15 protein-coding genes, 1 tRNA gene and 1 other RNA gene are annotated in these 19,990 nt (G+C 68.4%); 8 read left to right on the forward strand and 9 right to left on the reverse strand.

Annotation, left to right across the window (positions count from 1 at the left end):
* From WB794_RS02570 to WB794_RS02595, 6 genes are all read right to left on the reverse strand, one after another.
* The coding region (locus WB794_RS02570) for a S8 family serine peptidase (protein WP_337334283.1) at positions 1–3,536 on the reverse strand (3,536 nt) is incomplete at its 3' end.
* Positions 3,537–3,754: 218 nt separating this feature from the next.
* Complete coding sequence (locus tag WB794_RS02575) at positions 3,755–6,808, reverse strand: efflux RND transporter permease subunit (RefSeq protein ID WP_337334284.1); 3,054 nt, start codon at positions 6,806–6,808, stop codon at positions 3,755–3,757.
* On the reverse strand, positions 6,805–7,884 hold the full coding sequence (locus WB794_RS02580) for an efflux RND transporter periplasmic adaptor subunit (protein WP_337334285.1): 1,080 nt from the start codon (positions 7,882–7,884) through the stop codon (positions 6,805–6,807). The genes WB794_RS02575 and WB794_RS02580 overlap by 4 nt, the downstream gene beginning before the upstream one ends.
* Before the next feature lie 62 nt (positions 7,885–7,946).
* Positions 7,947–8,516 carry a dCTP deaminase gene (gene dcd, locus WB794_RS02585; protein WP_337334286.1) on the reverse strand — a complete coding sequence of 190 codons (570 nt, stop codon included), beginning with the start codon at positions 8,514–8,516 and terminating at the stop codon, positions 7,947–7,949.
* Positions 8,517–8,644: 128 nt separating this feature from the next.
* Complete coding sequence (gene lolA / locus WB794_RS02590; RefSeq protein ID WP_337334287.1) at positions 8,645–9,310, reverse strand: outer membrane lipoprotein periplasmic chaperone LolA; 666 nt, start codon at positions 9,308–9,310, stop codon at positions 8,645–8,647.
* 89 nt (positions 9,311–9,399) lie between these two features.
* Complete coding sequence (locus WB794_RS02595) at positions 9,400–11,706, reverse strand: DNA translocase FtsK (protein ID WP_415926636.1); 2,307 nt, start codon at positions 11,704–11,706, stop codon at positions 9,400–9,402.
* Between the two features lie 209 nt (positions 11,707–11,915).
* Between WB794_RS02595 and trxB the strand changes: the two genes are divergently transcribed.
* The 4 genes from trxB to infA all read left to right on the forward strand — a co-directional run bounded on the left by trxB (position 11,916) and on the right by infA (position 15,096).
* Positions 11,916–12,875: a thioredoxin-disulfide reductase gene (gene trxB, locus WB794_RS02600; RefSeq protein WP_337334288.1), complete on the forward strand. Its 960-nt coding sequence runs from the start codon at positions 11,916–11,918 to the stop codon at positions 12,873–12,875.
* 30 nt (positions 12,876–12,905) lie between these two features.
* Positions 12,906–14,042, forward strand: a complete 1,137-nt coding sequence (locus WB794_RS02605; RefSeq protein WP_337334289.1) for a GNAT family N-acetyltransferase — start codon at positions 12,906–12,908, stop codon at positions 14,040–14,042.
* Positions 14,023–14,745: a leucyl/phenylalanyl-tRNA--protein transferase gene (gene aat, locus WB794_RS02610; protein ID WP_337334290.1), complete on the forward strand. Its 723-nt coding sequence runs from the start codon at positions 14,023–14,025 to the stop codon at positions 14,743–14,745. Before WB794_RS02605 ends, aat begins: the two co-directional genes overlap by 20 nt.
* A 132-nt stretch (positions 14,746–14,877) precedes the next feature.
* Positions 14,878–15,096, forward strand: a complete 219-nt coding sequence (gene infA / locus WB794_RS02615; RefSeq protein ID WP_292007105.1) for a translation initiation factor IF-1 — start codon at positions 14,878–14,880, stop codon at positions 15,094–15,096.
* 138 nt (positions 15,097–15,234) lie between these two features.
* Here infA and WB794_RS02620 read toward each other — a convergent pair whose 3' ends face one another.
* Together WB794_RS02620 and WB794_RS02625 are read right to left on the reverse strand one after the other, a co-directional pair.
* The gene (locus WB794_RS02620) at positions 15,235–15,444 is read right to left on the reverse strand and encodes a cold-shock protein (protein WP_337334291.1); all 210 of its coding nucleotides are present in this window, start codon (positions 15,442–15,444) and stop codon (positions 15,235–15,237) included.
* 264 nt (positions 15,445–15,708) lie between these two features.
* Complete coding sequence (locus tag WB794_RS02625; RefSeq protein WP_337334292.1) at positions 15,709–16,173, reverse strand: PA2169 family four-helix-bundle protein; 465 nt, start codon at positions 16,171–16,173, stop codon at positions 15,709–15,711.
* 218 nt (positions 16,174–16,391) lie between these two features.
* Here WB794_RS02625 and WB794_RS02630 point away from each other — a divergent pair, with 218 nt between their 5' ends.
* The 4 genes from WB794_RS02630 to ffs all read left to right on the forward strand — a co-directional run bounded on the left by WB794_RS02630 (position 16,392) and on the right by ffs (position 19,210).
* A complete protein-coding gene (locus tag WB794_RS02630) occupies positions 16,392–17,672 on the forward strand; it encodes a TIGR03862 family flavoprotein (protein ID WP_415926631.1) in 1,281 nt (426 codons plus the stop codon).
* Positions 17,662–18,822, forward strand: coding sequence for a 23S rRNA (uracil(747)-C(5))-methyltransferase RlmC (gene rlmC / locus WB794_RS02635; protein ID WP_337334293.1), 1,161 nt, complete (start codon positions 17,662–17,664; stop codon positions 18,820–18,822). The genes WB794_RS02630 and rlmC overlap by 11 nt, the downstream gene beginning before the upstream one ends.
* A 110-nt stretch (positions 18,823–18,932) precedes the next feature.
* Positions 18,933–19,025, forward strand: a tRNA-Ser gene (locus tag WB794_RS02640).
* 88 nt (positions 19,026–19,113) lie between these two features.
* Positions 19,114–19,210: signal recognition particle sRNA small type (ffs, locus tag WB794_RS02645), an RNA gene on the forward strand.
* A gap of 27 nt (positions 19,211–19,237) precedes the next feature.
* Here ffs and WB794_RS02650 read toward each other — a convergent pair.
* Positions 19,238–19,990: an MBL fold metallo-hydrolase gene (locus WB794_RS02650; protein ID WP_337334294.1), complete on the reverse strand. Its 753-nt coding sequence runs from the start codon at positions 19,988–19,990 to the stop codon at positions 19,238–19,240.

The raw sequence follows: 19,990 nt of genomic DNA on the forward strand, positions 1-19,990 counted from the left end.
ACATCGACATTGGTCACGTTGGCGCTGGCCACCGTGCCGCTGCCGTTGGCGACGGTGCAGCTCTGGCCGGCGGGCGCAGCGCTCACCGTCACCGCATAGGCCGTACCGCTCGGCAGGCTGCCCGGGAAGGTGTAGGTCCCGTCGCCGGCGATGGCGAAGTCCGCGCCGCCGTTGAGCTTGAGCGCCAGGCCCGCGCCGCTGGTGCCGCTTACCGTGCCGCCGATGGTGTAGGTCGGACCGCCGCCCTGCACCATCACGGTGTAGTCCTCGGCCTGCCCGTAGCCTGAATTGTTGCAGGCCGTTCCGGCGGCGTTGTACTTCTTCATGACGCGCATCCGCACCGGACCGGGCGTTGCCGACGCGGGCACCGCGATCGATGCCACCGCCTGCTTGCCGTCGGCACCGGTGGAATTGGTGATCGTGCCGATGGTGTAGGACTCGCCCGCATCGAAGGTGCCATTGCGGTTCCAGTCGAAGAACGCGTTCACGTGGGTGGTGAAACTGCCCGCCGTGTTGCCTTCCACCGCGATCTGGTAGCTCTGGCTGGCCTGCACCAGGCCGCCGCTGACGCCAAGGAAGTCTTCCAGCGCCGGACTGCCGTTGACCACGGCCGAGCTCGGGTTGTTGATGCCGGTGAAGATGACCTTGGTGATCGGCTCCACGGCACTCGGGAAGGTCACCGTGCAGTACGGCTCGGGGAAGGTCACGCCGGTGGTGAAGCTGAAGGTGGCCGAATACCCGCTGTCGCCGCAGGTGCTGTTGGCCTTCACCCGCCAGTAGTGCAGGGTCGCCGGGGCCAGCGGCGCGGCCGGCACCCAGGTGTTGGTGTCGACCGTGCCGTTCGCCACGATGGTGGTGAACGCGGCGTCGGTGGCGACCTCGATCGTGTAGCTCTCGGCCGCGACATCCGCCGCCCAGGTGAAGGTGGGCGTGCGCGGCACGTCGGCGGCCGCATCCGCAGGTGCCGTCAGGCCCGGCTGCAGCGGCACGCCGCTCGACACCTTGAGCGTGGCCGAGATGGCCTGCGACAGCGGCATGGTGCCGCTGCTGTTGCCCAGGATCTGGAACGCATAGGTGCCGCGCGCGAGCCCGGCGGTATTGGCCACCGTGAGCTGGCTGGTGGCTGCGGGATCAGCCGGCGTGACCGGCGTGAGGCTGAAGCTGCCGGTGGCCGCGCCGGGCAGCCCGCTGTGGCTCAGTGCCACCGGATCGGTGAAACCGTAGCGGCTGCGCACGCCGACATCGAACTGCGCCGTGGAGCCGGCGCAGAACGCCACCTCGCCCGGCGTTGCCGACAGGTTGAAGGTCGGATCCATGCTGATGGTGAAGCCGCCCACCGCCGCCAGCGCATAGGTCTGCGGACCCTGCGGCACGGCGATGCCGCGGACGCGGATCTGGTAGGTGCCGGCCTCCGGCGTCGCCAGTCGGATGCGATGCAGGTTGTTGAGGTTGTCGTAGTTCGAGGTGGTCGTGCTCTGGGTCGGATTGGCGTCGTTGACGCTGTAGCCGGCCGGCAGCTTCTGGGTCCACACATCGCCGTTGGGTGCCTGCACTTCGAGCCGCAGCGCGTTCACGGTGGCGGGACTGGCATTGATGGCGGCCGCCGCGTCCGACCAGGTCAGGACGACGGTGAGCGGGGTTCCGGCGGACACTGTCAGGCTGTGGGTCTGGACATCGCCGGTGCCCACGCCGCTGTCCTCGTCGTGCAGGAACAAGTGGCTGGCGTCGCCGCCGAAATACAGCGAGTCCTCCAGCAGGATGCGGCCGAAGCCCTGCGCCTGGCCCGGATTCGGGCCGGCCCCGGTACCGGTCATCTGGAAGGCACCGGCGGTGAGGATGGCCTTCAGCAGCGCACCCGAGGGCGCGGTGATCGCGTCGCTCGGCGTCTTCACGCCGCTGGGGTAATAGCCCTGGGCGAGGTAGTCGCGCACCAGCGCGGCCAGGCCCGAGGCCGTCGGCGTGGCCATCGAGGTGCCGCTCATGGTGGTGGTGCCGCTGGCGCTGCGGCCGGCGGAGACAATGCTGCTGCCCTGCGCGCCGAGATCGGGTTTGGTGCGCGCATCCAGCGCCGGGCCGCGCGAGGAGAAGCTCGCCATGTTGTTGCCGGACGTGCCACGGCCGGTGGCAGCAATGGTCAGCACGTTCTTGGCGTTGCCCGGGCTGCCGACGTTGTTGCCGTTCGGGCAGGCGGTGGCGTCGTTGCCGGCGGCGAACACTACCAGCGCGTCGCTGCGATCCTTGGCCACGCGGTCGGCGTCGCGCGCGGAGTCGTCATAGGTCACGGAACAGCCGGAAACGCAGGTTCCGAACTGGTTGGTGCAGCCACCGCCCCAGGAGTTGCTGTGGATACGCGCGCCGTTCTGGTAGGCGATGTCCACGGCGTGGTAAGGAGTGCCGCCCATGGTGTTGAGGTAGGCCAGGTTGGCACCGCTTTCCTGCATCACCAGCTTGGCGTAGGGTGCCATGCCGACCAGGTTGCTGGTGCCGCTGGGCGCGGTGAGCGTGGCGCAGTTCTGGCCGGGGTTCACGCCGTTGTCGTTGCCCATGATGGAGCCGGCGACGTGGGTTCCGTGGCCGTGGTTGTCTTCCCAGCCGGTGCCGGCCAGGCCCGACCATTTGTAGTAGGCCACCACCTTGCGATGATCATTGTTTGCCGCGATGGCGGCGCATGTGGCACCGGTGGTGCAGACGCTGATGGGCAGCGTCTGGGTCGCGTCCTTGAACGCGATGTTGTCCATATGCAGGCCGGTATCCAGCTCGCCCACGATCTGCCCGCAGCCGTAGATGCCGCGATCCCAGATCGGATACTGCGCGCTGACGTTGCCCTGGTGCAGCCAGTGGCCCTGCGAATTGCGCGAGGTCAGCGGCTTGCGGAAGCTCACCGAGAGCACGTCATCGCGCAGCGCCAGCGTTTCCAATGCGTGGACCAGATCGTTGCGACCGGCCGGGCTGCGGTCGAAGCGCGCGCTGGCGCGCAGTTCGCCGCCCACTTCCTGAACCTTGAGATCGGAAAGCCCCGCGATCGAGCCCAGCGCAAGGCGCAGGCTGGCTCCGTCCTGAGGACTGTCCAGGGACATCGAAAGGGTCTCGATGCCCAGCTGGCTGGTCAGATTGCCCTGGCGCAGCTCGGCAAAGATGTTCGGATCCACCTTCAGCGCCGGCAGCATCGGCCCCGCCCAGACCACGCCCGCGATACGCTTCATTTCGGCATCCAGCGCCGGCTCCATGCGCACGATGTAGGCGTGGTACGGCGCATAGCCGATGATCCGTGCGCCCGCCAGTTCCACCGCCTGGCGCTGTTCGTCGAGGATCGGTCCATCGAACTTGACGATGCGCAGGGTCGACTGCTTCACCGCATCGGGCGACATCAGACTGGCAAGATCGGCCGGCTCGGCAAAGACGCGGCTTTCGCACACATCCTGCTGCGCGCCGGAGAACGAGATCAGGCAGCGTTCCTGGTAATTGACCGAATCGTCATTGGCCAGAGCGCCCGCAGGCAGAGCCAGCATGATCGCCAGCGACAGAAGATTACGCATATTTTCCCCACGAACAGTTGATTTCTGAATAGCGGATTCGAGATGAATCCACGCTGCGGCATCAGGCCGCCGCCGCCTCGCATCACTTCCCCAAAAAGTGAACGGTGCCCGCCGGGCATCGGAACGACGCCGCATTGTGATACGTCAACCGGGACAAATCCACCCGACGCGCCGCACAAGGCCGCAGACGCACCTGCCCTCCGCGCCCGCCCCTTGGCTCAAGTCCCTGCCGGCGCGGGCCGGGCGCGCCAGCGGCGCAGATCGTCCATCACGGTATAGGCCGCAGGAACAACGATCAGGCTGAGCACGGTGGAGGTCACCAGTCCGCCGATCACCGCGATGGCCATGGGCGCGCGGAAGCTGGATTCGGCCGACAGCCCGAGCGCCACCGGTGCCATGCCCGCGCTCATCGCGAGCGTGGTCATGATCACCGGGCGGGCGCGCTTGCGGCAGGCATCGACCAGGGCGTCGTGCCGGGACAGGCCGTGCTCCTCTTCCGCGATCACCGCGTAATCCACCAGCAGGATGGAGTTCTTGGTGGCGATGCCGATCAGCATCAAGAGGCCGATCAGGGCCGGCAGCGACAGCATGTTCCGGGTGACCAGCAGCGCCCCGAAGGCACCGCCCGCGCACAGCGGCACCGCGGTGAGGATGGTGACGGGCTGGAAGGCGTTGTTGAACAGCAGAAGCAACACCGCGTAGATACACGCGATGCCGGCCAGCATGGCCAGCACGAAGCCGGTGAACAGTTCCACGAACACCTCGGCGTCACCGGCGTTGAGGAAGCTCACGCCCGCCGGCAGCTGCTGCACGCTCGGCAGGCGTTCCACTTCCGCCATCACCTCGCCCAGGGCGCGACCGTTGAGCTCGGCGGTCAAGGTGACGTTGCGCTGGCGCTGGTAGCGCGCGATCTGCACCGGGCCGGCATCCAGACGGATGTCGGCCACCGAATCGAGCGGCACCGGGCCGTCGCGCCCGGCCACCTGGAGCTGGCCGATCAGCGCCGGCTCGGCCAGCGCGGCGCGCGCAAAGCCCACCCGGATCGGAATCTGGCGCTCCGGCAGGTTGAGCTTGGCCAGATACTGCATATAGTCGCCGGCGGTGGCGATGCGCGCGGCTTCCGCAATGGCTTCAGTAGTGACGCCGCGTTCGGCCGCGCGCACCGGATCGGGCGCGATCACCACTTCCGGGCGCAGCAGCGAGGCCGTGGAAGAAATGCTGCCCAGGCCCGGCAGGGTCCGCAGTTCGCGCTCGACCGCCTGCGCCGCCTCCGACAGGCGGAGCGCATCATCTCCGGCGAGCACGAGCTGCATCTGTTCGCCCGGCTCGCTGCTGAGGAAGCTCACCCGCACGCCGGGAAGGTCATGCAGGCGCGCACGGGTTTCGCGCTCCAGCGTTTTCTGATGGCGGCTGCGGCCGTCCGGCTCACCCCAATCCAGGATCAGCGTCGCCTTGCGCGTCTCCCCCACGCCGGTCTTGCCGGGATCGCCGAGGTCCAGCGCGCCACCGATCATGGTGTAGACCCGACGCAGTTCGGGAATATCAGCCAGAAGGCCGCGCGCGGTTTCGGCCAGCGCGGTGGTTTCCTCGATCGAGGTGCCCGGTGCCAGCTCGATGCCGAGATTGCTGCGCCCCAGATCCGAAACGGGGATGAAAGTGGCCGGAATCAGCGGCAGCAGCGCCAGCGAAGCCAGGAACAGGCCGAACGCGATCCACAGGGTGCGGGCGCGGTGGCGCAAGGCCGCGTCCACCCATCCCAGATACCCGCGCATCAGCGGCCCCTCGGCCTCATGTTCGGGCCGGGGCTTGAGCCGGTAGGCCGCGATCATCGGCGTGAGCAGGCGCGCCACCATCAGTGAGAACAGCACCGCCGTGGCCGCGGTCCAGCCGAATTCGCGGAAGAACTTGCCGGCGATGCCGGGCATGAAGGCGACCGGCACGAATACCGCGGCCAGGGTCATCGAAGTGGCGATGACCGCCAGGCCGATCTCCTGCGCCGCATCCAGCGCCGCCTGCTTGGGCGTCTTGCCCATGCCCAGGTGGCGCACGATGTTCTCGACTTCGACGATGGCATCGTCCACCAGAATGCCAACCACCACGGCCAGCGCCAGCAGCGTGATCATGTTGAGGCTGAAGCCGAGCCAGTGGATCACCGCGAAGGTCGGGATGATCGACAGCGGCAGCGCCAGCGCCGAGATCCAGGTCGCACGCCAGTCACGCAGGAACAGGAACACCACCAGCACCGCCAGCGCGCCGCCCTCCCACAGCATCGCCATGGAGGAACTGTAGGAACGCTCGGCTTCCTCCACGGTGGAAAACACCACGTCGAACTCGACGCCGGGATGGGTGCGCTCCAGTTCGGCCAGCGCGTGCCGCACGCCGCGGGCGACCTCCACTTCACTCGAACCGCGCGCGCGCATCAGCGAAAAGCCGACCACCGGTTCGCCATCGAGCAGGGCCGTTTCCACCGGATCGGCGGCACCATCGCTCACCCGTGCCAGCGCCGACAGGCGCACCGCCCGTCCGTCACGCAGTGCGATCGGGAACTCGCGCAGGTCGTCGGTGGCCGCGACCGTCGCCACGGTACGGATCACCTGCCGCTGGCCGCCCCACTCGGCCTGTCCGGACGGGCGCTCGACCTGGATTTGCGCCAGCTGCCGGGATACTTCGCCGGCGGTGATGCCATAGCCAAGCAGCGTCGACGGATCCAGATCCACGCGCACCTCGCGCTGCACCCCGCCGGTCCGCGTCACCTGGGCGACGCCGCGCACGCCGAACAGGGCGCGTGACACGGTGTCATCGACGAACCAGCTGAGTTCATCGGCCCGCCAGCCCGGAGCACGCACGGCATAGGACAAGAGTGTGCCGCCGGTGATCGACACCTTGGCGATCACCGGCTCCTGGATGTCGCGCGGCAGGTCGATGCGGATGCGGGTGATGGCATCGCGCACCTCGTCCAGCGCCGGCTCCAGCGGAGTTGCCAGGTGGAACTCGACGAAGGTGACCGACTGGCCTTCGGTCACCGAGGAAATCGTGCGCTTGACCCCCTCCAGCGTCGCCACCGCGTTCTCGACCCGGCGCGTGACCTCGGTTTCAAGCTGTGCCGGCGCGGCGCCGGGGAGGCTCACAGTCACCGTCACCATCGGGAAGGCGATATCCGGAAAGCGCGAGACGGGAAGCTGGCGAAACGCGAACAGCCCGGCCACGCACAGCGCGATGAAGAGAAGAATCGCGGGCAGCGGCCGATGGATCGACCAGGCCGAAAAGTTCATGGCGCGTCAGCCACCACGCGCACGCGGTCGCCCTCGCCCAGGAATCCGGCCCCGCTCCCGACGACGGGCTGGCCTTCTTCCAAGCCGGCAAGCACCTCGATGCGCCCGGCGAAAACGCGCCCGGTATCGATGCGGTGACGCACCACGCGCTGCGACTGATCCACGCCAAAGACGTAGGCAAAACCGTCGCGCCGCACCACTGCAGCCAGCGGCACCGTCAGCACGGGTGCCTGGGCGGTTTCGATGCGGCCCTCGGCCACCATGCCGGCGCGCAGCGCGCCCGGCGCGGGAAGGTCGGCCTGCAGCAGGGCGGTACGCGTGGCCGCATCCAGTCCCGGAGCGACCGCACGCACGCGACCTTCGACGATGCTTCCCTCCGCACCGCGCAGCCGTACGGCCTGGCCGACGGCCACGCGGGACAGGTCGCCCTCGGCGATCTGCGCGCGCCACTCCAACCGGTTCTGCCGGATCAGGTGAAACAGCGGCGCGGCCGGCGACACCACCTCGCCCGGCTGCACCGCACGACGCGAAATCACGCCCGCATCCGGTGCCACCAGAGTGGTCCACGACAGCCGCAGCCCGGCGGCATCGAGGGCGGCCTCCGCCGTCGCGCGGCGCGCATCGGCCTGCGCCCGGAGCGCGCCAAGCTGGTCGAAATCCGCCGCACTCATCAGGCCGCGCCCGGAAAGCGCGCGCCCCCGCTCCAGGTTGGCGGTCGCCAGCGCCAGGGACGCTTCCGCCTCGGCGCATGCGGCGCGCGCCTGAGCCACATCGCTGCGCGCGGCGCGATCATCCAGCCGCAACAGCACCTCGCCCGCCGCCACCGCCTGCCCCACCTCGACCCGCACCTCGATGACGCGCAGTCCAGCCACTTCGACGCCCAGCGGCGTCTCCTCCCACGCGGCCACCTGCCCCGACGCCACCACCTCGTGCGCCAGCACCTCGCGCTGTACCGGCACCAGCGCCACCGCGAGCGCATTGGCGGCCGCGTCTTCGCCTGTCGGATCGGAAGCGCCGCCGCAGGCCGACAGCGCAACGGCCAGAACGAGGGTCAGGAGGCGAAGCGATCGTGGCATGGCTCGGGCCGGGGCGTGCCGCCGGCGCGGCCGGCAGCGGAATGAGGGGAGCAGCGCAGCGCTCAGGTGCGCGGCAAGGTCACGCCGCGCTGGCCCTGGTACTTGCCGCCGCGGTCGCGGTAGCTGGTTTCGCACACCTCGTCGGATTCGAAGAACAACATCTGCGCCACGCCCTCGTTGGCGTAGATCCGGGCCGGCAGCGGCGTGGTGTTGGAGAACTCCAGGGTCACGTGCCCCTCCCACTCCGGTTCCAGCGGGGTGACGTTCACGATGATCCCGCAGCGCGCATAGGTGCTCTTGCCCAGGCATATCACCAGGGTCGAGCGCGGGATGCGGAAGTATTCGACCGTGCGCGCCAGCGCGAAGGAATTGGGTGGGATGATGCAGACCTCGCCGCTGAAGTCGACGAAGTTGCGCGAATCGAATTCCTTGGGATCGATCACCGTCGAGTTGATGTTGGTGAACACCTTGAACTCGCTGGCGCAGCGCACGTCGTAGCCATAGCTCGAGGTGCCGTAGGAAACGATGCGCCCACCGGAGGCGTTGTGTCTGATCTGGCCCGGCTCGAACGGCTCGATCATGCCGTGCTCGCACGCCATGCGGCGGATCCATGCGTCGCTCTTGATGCTCATGCCCGTTGCGTGCCCCGTGAGGTTCCAAGCCCGGCAGTTTAATGCACCCGACGGCCGAACACGCTGCGTCATTGGCAGTCCCGGCGATGGATCGCGCCGCACAGGCTCGACGCTGTCGCGACCCTGACTCAGTCCCCCAGCGGAAACGCCTGTGCGGCCTCGTCCACCTCGCCGATCACGTCCACGCCGGGAGGCGGCACGAAGCGGAAGGTGCCGACGTCGAACGCGGGATTGCGCTGCCAGCCGGAGAACGCGATCCGGGTACGCTGCCCCAGGGAATCGGTCATGTCCATGCGCGCCAGCGCCCCATCCGCGAATCCGAGCCGGGCTTTCGAAAACGGCGGATCGTCGCCGCGTGGCGTCAGTTCCACCCAGGCCAGCCCGTCGGCCTGCCCGCCGTCGGCCACGGCAAACTGGCGATCAAGTTCAGCCGGATCCACCAGCACCATCAGCGGACTCTGCTGCTCTTCCACACCCTGAGGGCGCACCTGCACCTGCTCCAGATCCGGGTCGAAAATCCACACCTTGCTGCCGTCGGCCACGATCAGCTGTGGAAACGGCGCTTCATACTCCCAGCGGAACTGGCGCGGAACCGCCAGTGCCAGCGTCCCGTGGCTGTCTTCGGTGAGGCGGCCGGTGCCGTCGAACACGCGCTGGACGAACTGGCCTTTCAGCCCCTCCAGGCCCTGCGAGAACGCCGCCAGCACGGCGTGTGGGTCGGCGGCGCGCGCGGCACTCGCATGGAGCGCGAAACAAGGAATCAGTACCAGGCCGAAAGCGGCGGCAAGGCGCATGGGAGAACTCCGGATGCAGAGGCGGATAGCGTGCCGGCAGACGCATGAACGCAGGCCGTGCGCGCTCATGCGCCGGCCCCTCCTGCCGATCAATCCCTCGGCGGCGGCGGAGCCAGCACGCTGCGGTCGCCGTTGTGTTCGGGCGGCGAAACGATGCCGGCCGCTTCCATGGCCTCGACCAGGCGCGCGGCGCGGTTGTAGCCGATGCGCAGGTGGCGCTGCACGCTGGAGATGCTGGCGCGGCGGGTCTCGGTGACGATGCGCACGGCCTGGTCGAACAGCGCGTCGGCCTCCGGATCGTCGCTGGCAGCCGCCTCCGGCAGCCCGGTCGGGCCGATCACCTGGCCGTCGCCCAGGGTCTGGGTTTCCTCCAGCACGCCTTCGAGGTAGTCCGCCCCGCCGGAGCTTTCCTTGAGGAACTGCACCACGCGGTGGACTTCCTCGTCGCTGACGAAGGCACCGTGCAGGCGCTCGGGCATGGCGGTGCCGGGCGGGAGATACAGCATGTCGCCGTGGCCCAGCAGGGTTTCCGCGCCGGACTGGTCGAGGATGGTGCGCGAGTCGATCTTGCTGGAAACCTGGAAGGCGATGCGGGTCGGGATATTGGCCTTGATCAGGCCGGTGATCACGTCCACCGACGGGCGCTGCGTCGCCAGGATGAGGTGGATGCCGGCGGCGCGCGCCTTCTGCGCCAGGCGGGCGATCAGCTCTTCCACCTTCTTGCCGACGATCATCATCATGTCGGCGAACTCGTCGATGATGACCACGATGTAGGGCAGCGTTTCCAGCGCGCGCGGTGCTTCGCCCAGCTCCGGATTGGGTTTGAAAAGCGGGTCCATCAGCGGCTGGCCTGCCTCGATGGCGTCCCTCACCTTCTTGTTGAAACCGGCCAGGTTGCGCACGCCCACCGCGCTCATCAGCTTGTAGCGGCGCTCCATTTCGGCCACGCACCAGCGCAGGCCGTTGGCGGCCTCCTTCATGTCGGTGACCACCGGCGCGAGCAGGTGCGGGATGCCTTCGTAGACCGAAAGCTCCAGCATCTTCGGATCGATCATCAGCATCCGCACGTCGCGCGCGCTGGATTTGTAAAGGAGGCTCAGCACCATGGCGTTGACCGCGACCGACTTGCCCGAGCCGGTGGTGCCGGCCACCAGCAGATGCGGCATCTTCGCCAGATCCGCAACCGTGGGCCGCCCGGATATGTCCTTGCCCAATGCCAGCGTCAGCGGGCTGGTGGACTTGTCGTATTCCTTCGAGCGCAGGATTTCCGACAGGTAGATGATCTCGCGGTTGGCGTTGGGGATTTCCAGGCCGATCACGGACTTTCCGGGGATCACGTCGACCACGCGCACGGATTTCACCGAGAGGCCGCGGGCGATATCCTTGTCCAGGCTCGACACCTGGCTGCCCTTCACGCCCGGTGCCGGCTCCATCTCGAAGCGGGTGATGACCGGGCCGGGAAATACGCCGACGACCTGCGCCTCGATGCGGAAGTCCTTGAGCTTGAACTCGATCTGGCGCGACAGGGTTTCCAGCGCCTCTTCGGAATAGCCCTTGGGCTGCGGCTTGGGATCATCGAGCACCGACAGCGGCGGCAGGCCGCCTTCGCTGCTGGGCACGCCGCCGAACAGCGGAATCTGCTGCTCGCGCTGGGCGCGATCGCTCTTTTCCACCGGCAGCGGCGGCGGTTCGATGCGGATCGGCTCGCGCCTGGCGCGTTTGACCGTTTCCTCGCGCCGGGTTTCCTCGCGCTGGGCGCGCGCGGCGCGCGCCTGCCGCTTCTCGTTGGAGACCTGCTCCTGCATCCGCCGCCCGAGGAGTCCACCCAGTGACAAGACGCCGCGGCCGATGCGGTCCATCAGGGCAAACCAGGACAACCCGGTCGCCAGAGTGATGCCCACCAGCAGCAGCGCCAGGGTAAAAAGTGCGGCGCCGAAGTAGCCGAATCCACGCTGCAGGGCCATGCCCACGAGCTGGCCCAGCAGCCCGCCCGCCCCCACCGGCAGGCCGGCGGCCGAACGCGGCGGATTCAGGTGCGCCAGCGCGGCCACGCCCACCAGGAACGCAAATACACCGATCAGGCGCAGCGCCGGGGTGAGCGCCGTCCCGTCGAGACCATCGCGCCCGCGCAGCACCAGCCAGATCAGGCCCCCCAGCAGGATCGGCAGCGCATAGGCACCAATGCCGAAGAACGAGAGCACGATGTCGGCGAAATACGCCCCGGCCATGCCGCCGAAATTGTGGATCGGCCCGGTGACGCTGCCCGAGTGCGACCAGCCTGGATCGTCCGGGTGGTAGCTGACCAGGCAGGCCAGCAGGTACAGCAGGACCGGCACCGCCAGCAGAACCAGGCTTTCCCGCCAGATCCTGCGTCGCGCGCCACCCTCGTCTTCCATTGCCTGCTGTGTTCGGCTCACCGGACCTGGTCATCCTGCATGATCGGGACAGAACGCCGGATTGTATCAGCGTGCCCGCCCGGACCTTGCGACCGCAGGCCAAATGCGGTTTCCACGCCCGAGGCGGCGCGGCGCGGCTTGTAACCGCGCCCTGCGGCCCCCATCCTGACTGGCCTTGCCCCCATTGCGTTTCCCGCAGAGTCCGTCCCATGAGCGAATCCCGCCACGCCCGCGTCCTGATCCTCGGCTCCGGTCCGGCCGGCTACACCGCCGCCGTCTACGCCGCCCGCGCCAACCTCAAGCCCCTGCTGATCACCGGTCTGGAACAGGGCGGCCAGCTCACCACCACCACAGACGTGGACAACTGGCCGGGCGACGCACAGGGCGTGCAGGGGCCGGAACTGATGGCGCGCATGCAGGCCCACGCCGAGCGCTTCGAAACCGAACTGGTGTTCGACCACATCCACACCGCCGATCTGTCCCGGCGTCCGTTCCGCCTGACCGGCGACAGCGGCACCTACACCTGCGACAGCCTCATCATCGCCACCGGCGCGACCGCCAAGTACCTGGGCCTGGAATCGGAGGAGAAGTTCAAGGGTCGCGGCGTTTCGGCCTGCGCCACCTGCGACGGCTTCTTCTTCCGCGAACAGGACGTGGCCGTGATCGGCGGCGGCAATACCGCGGTGGAGGAAGCGCTGTACCTGTCCAACCTCGCGCGCAAGGTCTATCTCGTCCACCGCCGCGACAGCCTGCGGGCGGAGAAGATCATGCAGGACAAGCTGTTCGAAAAGGCCGCCAGCGGCAAGATCGAACTGGTCTGGAACCACACCGTGGAAGAAGTCCTGGGTGACGACAGCGGCGTGACCGGCATGCGTCTGGCCTCGACCGCCGACGGCAGCACCCGCGACATCGCGGTGCATGGCTTCTTCGTGGCCATCGGCCACCACCCGAACACCGGCATCTTCGAGGGTCAGCTCGCCATGCGCGATGGTTACCTGAAGGTCCACTCGGGTCAGGACGGCGGTGCCACGGAAACGAGTGTCCCCGGCGTCTTTGCCGCAGGCGACGTGGCCGACAGCGTGTACCGCCAGGCCATCACCTCGGCCGGCTTCGGCTGCATGGCGGCGCTGGATGCCGAGCGCTTTCTGGAAAAGGTCGGGCCGGCCTGACCGGACGGCGGCGTGGCCGACAGCCGGCGGATGCCCGCAGTCCTCACCCTCGTCGACTCCCTCGCCTCGGTGCCGGCCGAGGCGTGGGACGCGCTGCACGATGGCACCAACCCCTTCGTCGCGCACGCCTTCCTCTTCGGGCTGGAAACCACCGGCTGCCTGCCGCCCCGCTACGGCTGGGCACCGCGCCACGCGCTGCTGCACGACGGCCCCCGCCTGATTGCGGCGGCACCGGCATGGCGCAAGGACAACTCGCGCGGCGAGTATGTGTTCGACTTCGCCTGGGCCGCGGCCTGCGAAGAAGCCGGCATCGCGTATTACCCCAAGTGGCTGGTCGGAGTGCCGTGGTCGCCGGTGCCCGGGCCGCGACTCATGGCGCGCGACGAGCCGGCGCGGCAGGCGCTGGCGCAGGCCCTCGCCGCGCACACCCGGGCCGCGGGCTGGTCCTCGCTGCACGTCAACTTCCTGCCCGAATCGGAAACTTACGTGTTCGACCCGCGCTGGCTGGCCCGCCACGAGCTGCAGTTCCACTGGGAAAACCCCGGCTGGCGCGACTTTGCCGACTATCTTGCCGCCATGACCAGCCGCCGCCGCAAGGCGATCCGGCAGGAACGGACGAAGGTCGCACAGGCGGGCTATCGCTTCCGCATCGCACACGGCGACGAGGCCAGCGACGAAGATCTCGCCGCGATGCACGACTTCTATCGCATCACCTTCGCGCAGAAGGGCAACGTGGCGGTGCTGACGCGCGGCTTCTTCGCCCATCTGGCCCGCACGATGCCGCGTGCGCTGGTGCTGGTGCTGGCCGAACGCGAGGGCCGCACCGTCGCCGGCGCGCTGTGCCTGCGCGGCGGCGACACGCTCTACGGACGCTACTGGGGCAGCGTCGAGGACAGCCCGGGGCTGCACTTCGAGACCTGCTACTACCAGGGCATCGAATACTGCCTGCGCGAGGGATTGCGCCGCTTCGAGCCGGGCGCGCAGGGCGAACACAAGCTGGCGCGCGGCTTTCTGCCGGTACTCACCCACAGCCGCCACCTGGTGACCAACCCTCACCTGGACGCCGCGCTGCGGCCCTGGTGTGCGCAGGAACGCGAAGGCGTGCGACGCTATCGCGACCTGCTGCTGGAGCACTCGCCGTTTCGCCATGCACCTGCCGCGCCTTGATCCCGATCCGACGACCCCGTTCCCGCCGCCCGAGAGCGCCCGGCGTCAGCCCGACGGCCTGCTGGCCTGGGGCGGCGATCTCTCCCCCACGCGCCTGATGCGCGCGTACCGCAGCGGAATCTTCCCCTGGTATTCGCAGGGCGACCCGATCCTGTGGTGGTCACCGGACCCGCGCACGGTATTCGACACGGCCGACCTGCACCTGTCGCGTCGATTCCGTCGCAGCCTGCGGCACAGCGACTGGACGATCCATGCCGACCGCGATTTCGCCGGCGTCGTCGAGGCCTGTGCAAGCACGCCGCGCCGCGGCCAGGACGGCACCTGGATCCTGCCTGAGATGGCGCGCGCCTATGTTGAACTGCACCGCCTCGGCCACGCGCACAGCGTCGAGGTATACGCCGGCGAGCGGCTCGTCGGCGGCATCTACGGCGTTGACGCCGGCCCGGTCTTCTGCGGGGAATCGATGTTCAGCCGCCAGAGCGGTGCCTCACGCCTGGCGCTTGCGGCCTTGTGCCGGCTGCTGGCCGAGCGCGGCGTGCGCTGGCTCGATGCGCAGATGCACACCCCGCACCTGGCCGCGCTGGGCGCGCGCCAGATCCGCCGCAGCGAATATCTGTCCTGCCTTGCGGACCGGGAGCCGTCGAGTTCCAGCACCGATTGGCCGGAGCATTGCCGCAACCGGGTCGCTGCCGACTTCGGCTGAACGCCTGCGCGGCATCGGACGGCCTGGCGGATGGCGCGCCGGGGCGCATGTCGGGGACGCGTTCGTCAACGGTATCGAATCGTGGCATAATGGCGGGCGTTTTTCGCCAAAACCCCCAACTCACGGCCCCGAATGTCCAAAGACGACTCCATCGAAATGGAAGGCTCGGTCCTCGAGACCCTGCCCAACACCATGTTCCGCGTGAAGCTGGAAAACGGCCACGTCGTGACAGCCCACATTTCCGGCCGCATGCGCAAGAACTACATCCGCATCCTGACCGGCGACAAGGTCAAGGTCGAGATGACGCCCTACGACCTGACCAAGGGCCGCATCACCTACCGCATGAAGTGAGCCTCCGGAGGCACCGGCGACTCCGGGAAGCAACCTCTGGAAGGCGGGGCCGCAGCTCCGCCTTCTTCGTTGCATCCACATGAAAAAACCGCCCGGGGTCACCGGGCGGTTTTCATCGAACCGGCATCTGATCTGCCGTCAGAGCGCCTGGACCTCATCGGCCTGGTAGCCCTTCGGGCCCTGGGTCACGATGAAGGACACCTTCTGCCCTTCCTTCAGCGACTTGAAACCAGCGCCCTGGATGGCGCGGAAGTGGACGAAAAGATCTTCACCGCCTTCGCGACTGATGAAGCCGAAGCCCTTGGCGTCGTTGAACCATTTGACTGTGCCGGTCTGACGATCGGACATGACGATAACTCCCGAAACATTGGCTGGACATGTAAACCCGCGGTGCGGGACTGGCTGCAGGGAGTACGCGACGTGAAGCGATGGACAGACCGAACCGAATCGGACCTGCCGCACCGGGCCACGGTGCCTTGTGACCCTTGCAAACACAGCGCTTTCCTTATACACGCTTTTCGTTCAGTCGCCAACGCGAGCGCACGGACACCGGCTGGCGGTGTCCGTGCGGGGATTTTCCGCGTTGGCCCGGTGGCTTATCCGGGCGGTTGATCAGCCCGCGGCGAGGCGGCGCTTGCGTGCGCGCAGCCCCTCATGCACGGCGCGGGCCTTGGCTTCGTACTGCATCGCCAGCACCCGCACCACGTAGCTGTGGTCGCGGTCGTGGCGGATGCGCTGCACCCGGCCCAGCAGGTCGGACTCGGCCTGCTCGATCTGGGTCACCTGATCCTGCTTGATGGCCTTGAGCCCGGTGCGAAGCGTGGTGTAGGTGGAATTGATGTGGGCGACCCATTCCGCCGGCTTGGCGACGCGCTTGCTGCTGCGCACCTTGGGCGTCCTGGCGGGCTTGACCTCGTGGCTGAGTTCTTCCACCAGCGTGGACTTGGCCTGGGCCATGCGGCGGAACAGTTTGCTCAATTCGCTGTCGGTCACCGCATCGGCCGCCTCGGCGTAGAAATCGACGCCCTCGCGCGTGGCTTCGATCAACTCGGGGAGAATGTTCAGCGACTCGCTCATGACAGGCTCCTGTATGGCTGAAGCAGACATCGCCATCCCGCGTGTCCGCGGAAACAGCGATCCTGCAAGGGAACAGTGGATGGCCGGCCCATCGGGTTCCGCACCATCCGACAGCCGAGAGTTTACTCTAGCGCCCGTAAAGAGTTCGTTATTCGTGACGGAGGCCCCGAACCGGAGAATTCTTTATCTGATTTTTATCATACAGTTGGGGTTGATAGTTGACAAACAACATCAAGAATGAGCAGTCGCCGGGCAACGAACCCGGCCAAGCCGCGCCGAGTGCTTTCGTGGTGGGCGGCGGGGCCGCCGGGCTGCACGCTGCCCGGCGGCTGGCGGCCGCCGGCGCGCGCGTGACCGTGTTCGACGCCATGGCCTCGGTCGGGCGCAAGTTCCTGCTCGCCGGCAAGGGCGGGCTCAACCTGACCCACGCCGAACCCCTGCCCGCCTTCACCGCACGCTACGGCGATGCCGCGCCCCGCGTCGCGGCCTGGCTTGATCGCTTCGGCCCCGACGCGGTGCGCGGCCTTGCGCGGGAGTTGGGCTTCGACACCTTCGTCGGAAGCTCCGGACGGGTCTTCCCGCTCGACATGAAGGCCGGCCCGATGATGCGGGCCTGGGTCCGCGACCTGCGCGAGGCGGGAGTGGCCTTTCGGGTGCGGCACCGGTTCCTGGGCTGGACGTCCGACGGCGCGTTGCGCTTCCAGACGCCGGACGGCGAGGTTCACGCCCGCGCCGATGCAACCGTGCTGGCGCTGGGCGGCGGCAGCTGGTCCAGGCTCGGCTCGGATGGTGCCTGGGTCGAGCCGCTGCGCGCGGCCGGCGTGTCCGTGGCCGCACTGCGTCCGGCCAACTGCGGGTTCGATTGCGACTGGGAACCGCGTTTCGCCGCGCGCTGGCAGGGCCAGCCGCTCAAGACCGTCGCCGCGCGCCGGTCCGGCACGCCGGAGTGGCGACGCGGCGAACTGCTTGTCACCGCGACCGGTATCGAAGGCAGCCTCGTCTACGCGCTGTCCGCCGGCCTGCGCGATGCGCTGGAACGCGACGGCCGGGCGATCCTCGAACTCGACCTCCTGCCCGACCACAGTCAGGCGGCCGTGCACGCGGCGCTGGCGGCACCCCGCGGATCGCGGTCGCGCAGCGAGCATTGGCGCCGCAGGCTCGGGCTGACCGGCCTCAAGGCGGCGCTCGTGCATGCGTGCACGACACGCGAGCACTGGGACGACGCGGATGCGCTGGCCCCGCGGATCAAGTCGCTTCCCCTTGTGCTCACGCGCACCCGGCCGATCGACGAGGCGATCAGTACCGCCGGCGGCGTCACGCTCGACGCCGTGGACGAGCACCTGATGCTGCGCGCCCGCCCGGGCGTCTTCGTCGCGGGTGAAATGCTCGACTGGGAAGCGCCGACCGGCGGCTACCTGCTGACCGCATCGCTCGCCAGCGCGATGGTCGCCGCGCACGGCGCATCGGCGTGGCTGGAGGCACACGCCGATGCACTGTGATGCCTTCGAGAGCGGCCGCTGTGCGTCCTGCGCGCGCATCCGCGAGCCGCTCGATGCGCAGGTCGCACGCAAGCAGGCCGATGCAGCGCAGCGCCTCGCAGCGTTCGGCCCGATCCACTGGCACGCGCCGGTACGCAGCCGCGAGGCCGGCTTTCGCAACAAGGCCAAGATGGTCGTGGCCGGCAGCGTGGATCAACCGACCCTCGGCATCCTCGATGCCAGCGGCCACGGCGTCGACCTCACCGATTGCCCGCTCTATCCGGCCGCCATCAGCGGGATATTTCCCGCGCTCGCGGCCTTCATCCGCCAGGCGCGGATCGCGCCTTACGACGTCCCGGGCCGACACGGCGAGCTGAAATACCTGCTGGTGACCGTGGCCGAACACTCCGGCGAACTGATGCTGCGCTTCGTGCTGCGCTCGCAGGAATCCATCGCCCGCATCCGCAAGCACCTGCCGGCGCTGCGTGCCGCCCTGCCCGGCCTGCGCGTGGTGTCGGCCAATCTCCAGCCCGAGCACAAGGCCGTGCTCGAAGGCGAACGCGAAATCCTGCTGACGGACGAAGCGGCGTTGACCATGCGCCTCAACGACCTGCCGATCCACCTGCGCCCGCAGAGTTTCTTCCAGACCAACACCGACGTGGCCGCGGCGCTGTACCGGCAGGCGCGCGACTGGGTTGCCGCGCTCGATCCGCCGGCGCTCTGGGATCTCTACTGCGGCGTCGGCGGCTTTGCGCTGCACTGTGCGGACGGGCGGCGCGAGGTCACCGGCATCGAACTTTCCGAGGAGGCCATCGCCAGCGCCTGCCGCAGCCGGGACGAACTGGGCCTTGCCGGCGTGCGCTTCCAGGCGGGCGATGCCGCTGCCTTCGCGCGCGCAGCGATCCGGCTGCCGCCGCTGGTGATCGTCAACCCGCCGCGTCGCGGCATCGGCAGCGCGCTGTGCCAGCGCCTGCGCGAAAGCGAGGCGCGCTGGATCATCTATTCCAGCTGCAACGTGGAGTCACTCGCCCGCGACCTTGCCGACCTCGCCGATTTCCGGGTTCGCCAGGCGCGCCTGTTCGACATGTTCCCGCACACCGACCACTTCGAAGTGGCCTGCCTGCTGGAGCGCCATGCGGCGCAGAATCCGACGGGAAGCGGCGGCGCGTGACCTGATCCGGCGTCGAATCCGCCGACGCCGTGGCCTTGTTCCGGACCGCGCGGACCGCTATGATGCGCGGCCTTCTTGCCGACGCCCAGACGCGCGGCAAAGGCATCTGCGGAGAGGTGTCCGAGTGGTTGAAGGAGCACGCCTGGAAAGTGTGTAAGCGGCTAAACCCCGCTTCGCGGGTTCGAATCCCGCTCTCTCCGCCATCTATTCAATGAAATCCGGGATTTGCCGCTGGTTTTCTGGCGCATTCAACAGCCAGACCAGCCCTCGCCGGAGTGCGCTATGGCGGCCCGTCGGTCCCCTCGCGACGATAGATCGAAAACCCCGCCAGGTCCGGAAGGAAGCAACGGTATCGGTCGACTCGGGTGCCGAGGTCAGGCTGGCGGGCTGCCACCTTTTCGGCGTCGCGATTTTGTCAGCCGCGCCGCGCGACCGGAGCGTCCAGCGCCAGATCCTGCCCGGGCACCAGCACCCTGCAGCCGCGCGCGCGCAGCGCCTCGCCATCGGCGGCCGCGCCGTAGTGATAAAGGTGCAGGCGCGCCAGCAACGCGGGCGGATATTCGCGCTCCAGATCCTCGATGCCGCTGTGGGAAGGATTGCCCACCAGCCCGCAGTCGTGCGCGATGGGCTCGCGGCCCTCGCCCAGCGCGGCGAGTTGCTCCCCGATCGGACGGGTGTCGCCGGTAAAAATGAAGCTGCCCGCCAGCGCCAGACCGAAGGCGGTCCCGGGCGCGTGGTGGCGCGCGGGAAAGACATCGAACCACAGGCCTTCGTGCCAGAAGCCGCGCGAATGCGGAATCACCCGGAACGCATCCCAGTAGTTCGCGCCGCCTTCGGCCAGCACGCCGGGATAGTCGGCGATCCGGTGCTGCACCCAGGGCACCAGCGCCGCCGGGAGGTACAGCCGGCAGCTTCCCCGCCGCGCGGGATCGAAATAGAGCTGGACGAACAGGCGCTCCATGCCCGCGACATGGTCCAGGTGGGTATGGGTGAGGAACAGCGCGCGCGGTGGTTCGCGATAGCGGGCGAGGTAGGCGCTCAGCGCTTCCTGCCCGCAGTCGATCATGAGCATCGGCGCGCCGTCGCGCTCGAGCACCACGCTGGCCGAACCCAGTTCGACCGCGCTGGCATTGCCAACGCCAAGGATATGCAGGTTCCAGCGCGACAC

Source organism: Denitratimonas tolerans (genome assembly GCF_037203605.1).
GTDB classification, from domain to species: Bacteria; Pseudomonadota; Gammaproteobacteria; order Xanthomonadales; family Xanthomonadaceae; genus Denitratimonas; species Denitratimonas tolerans.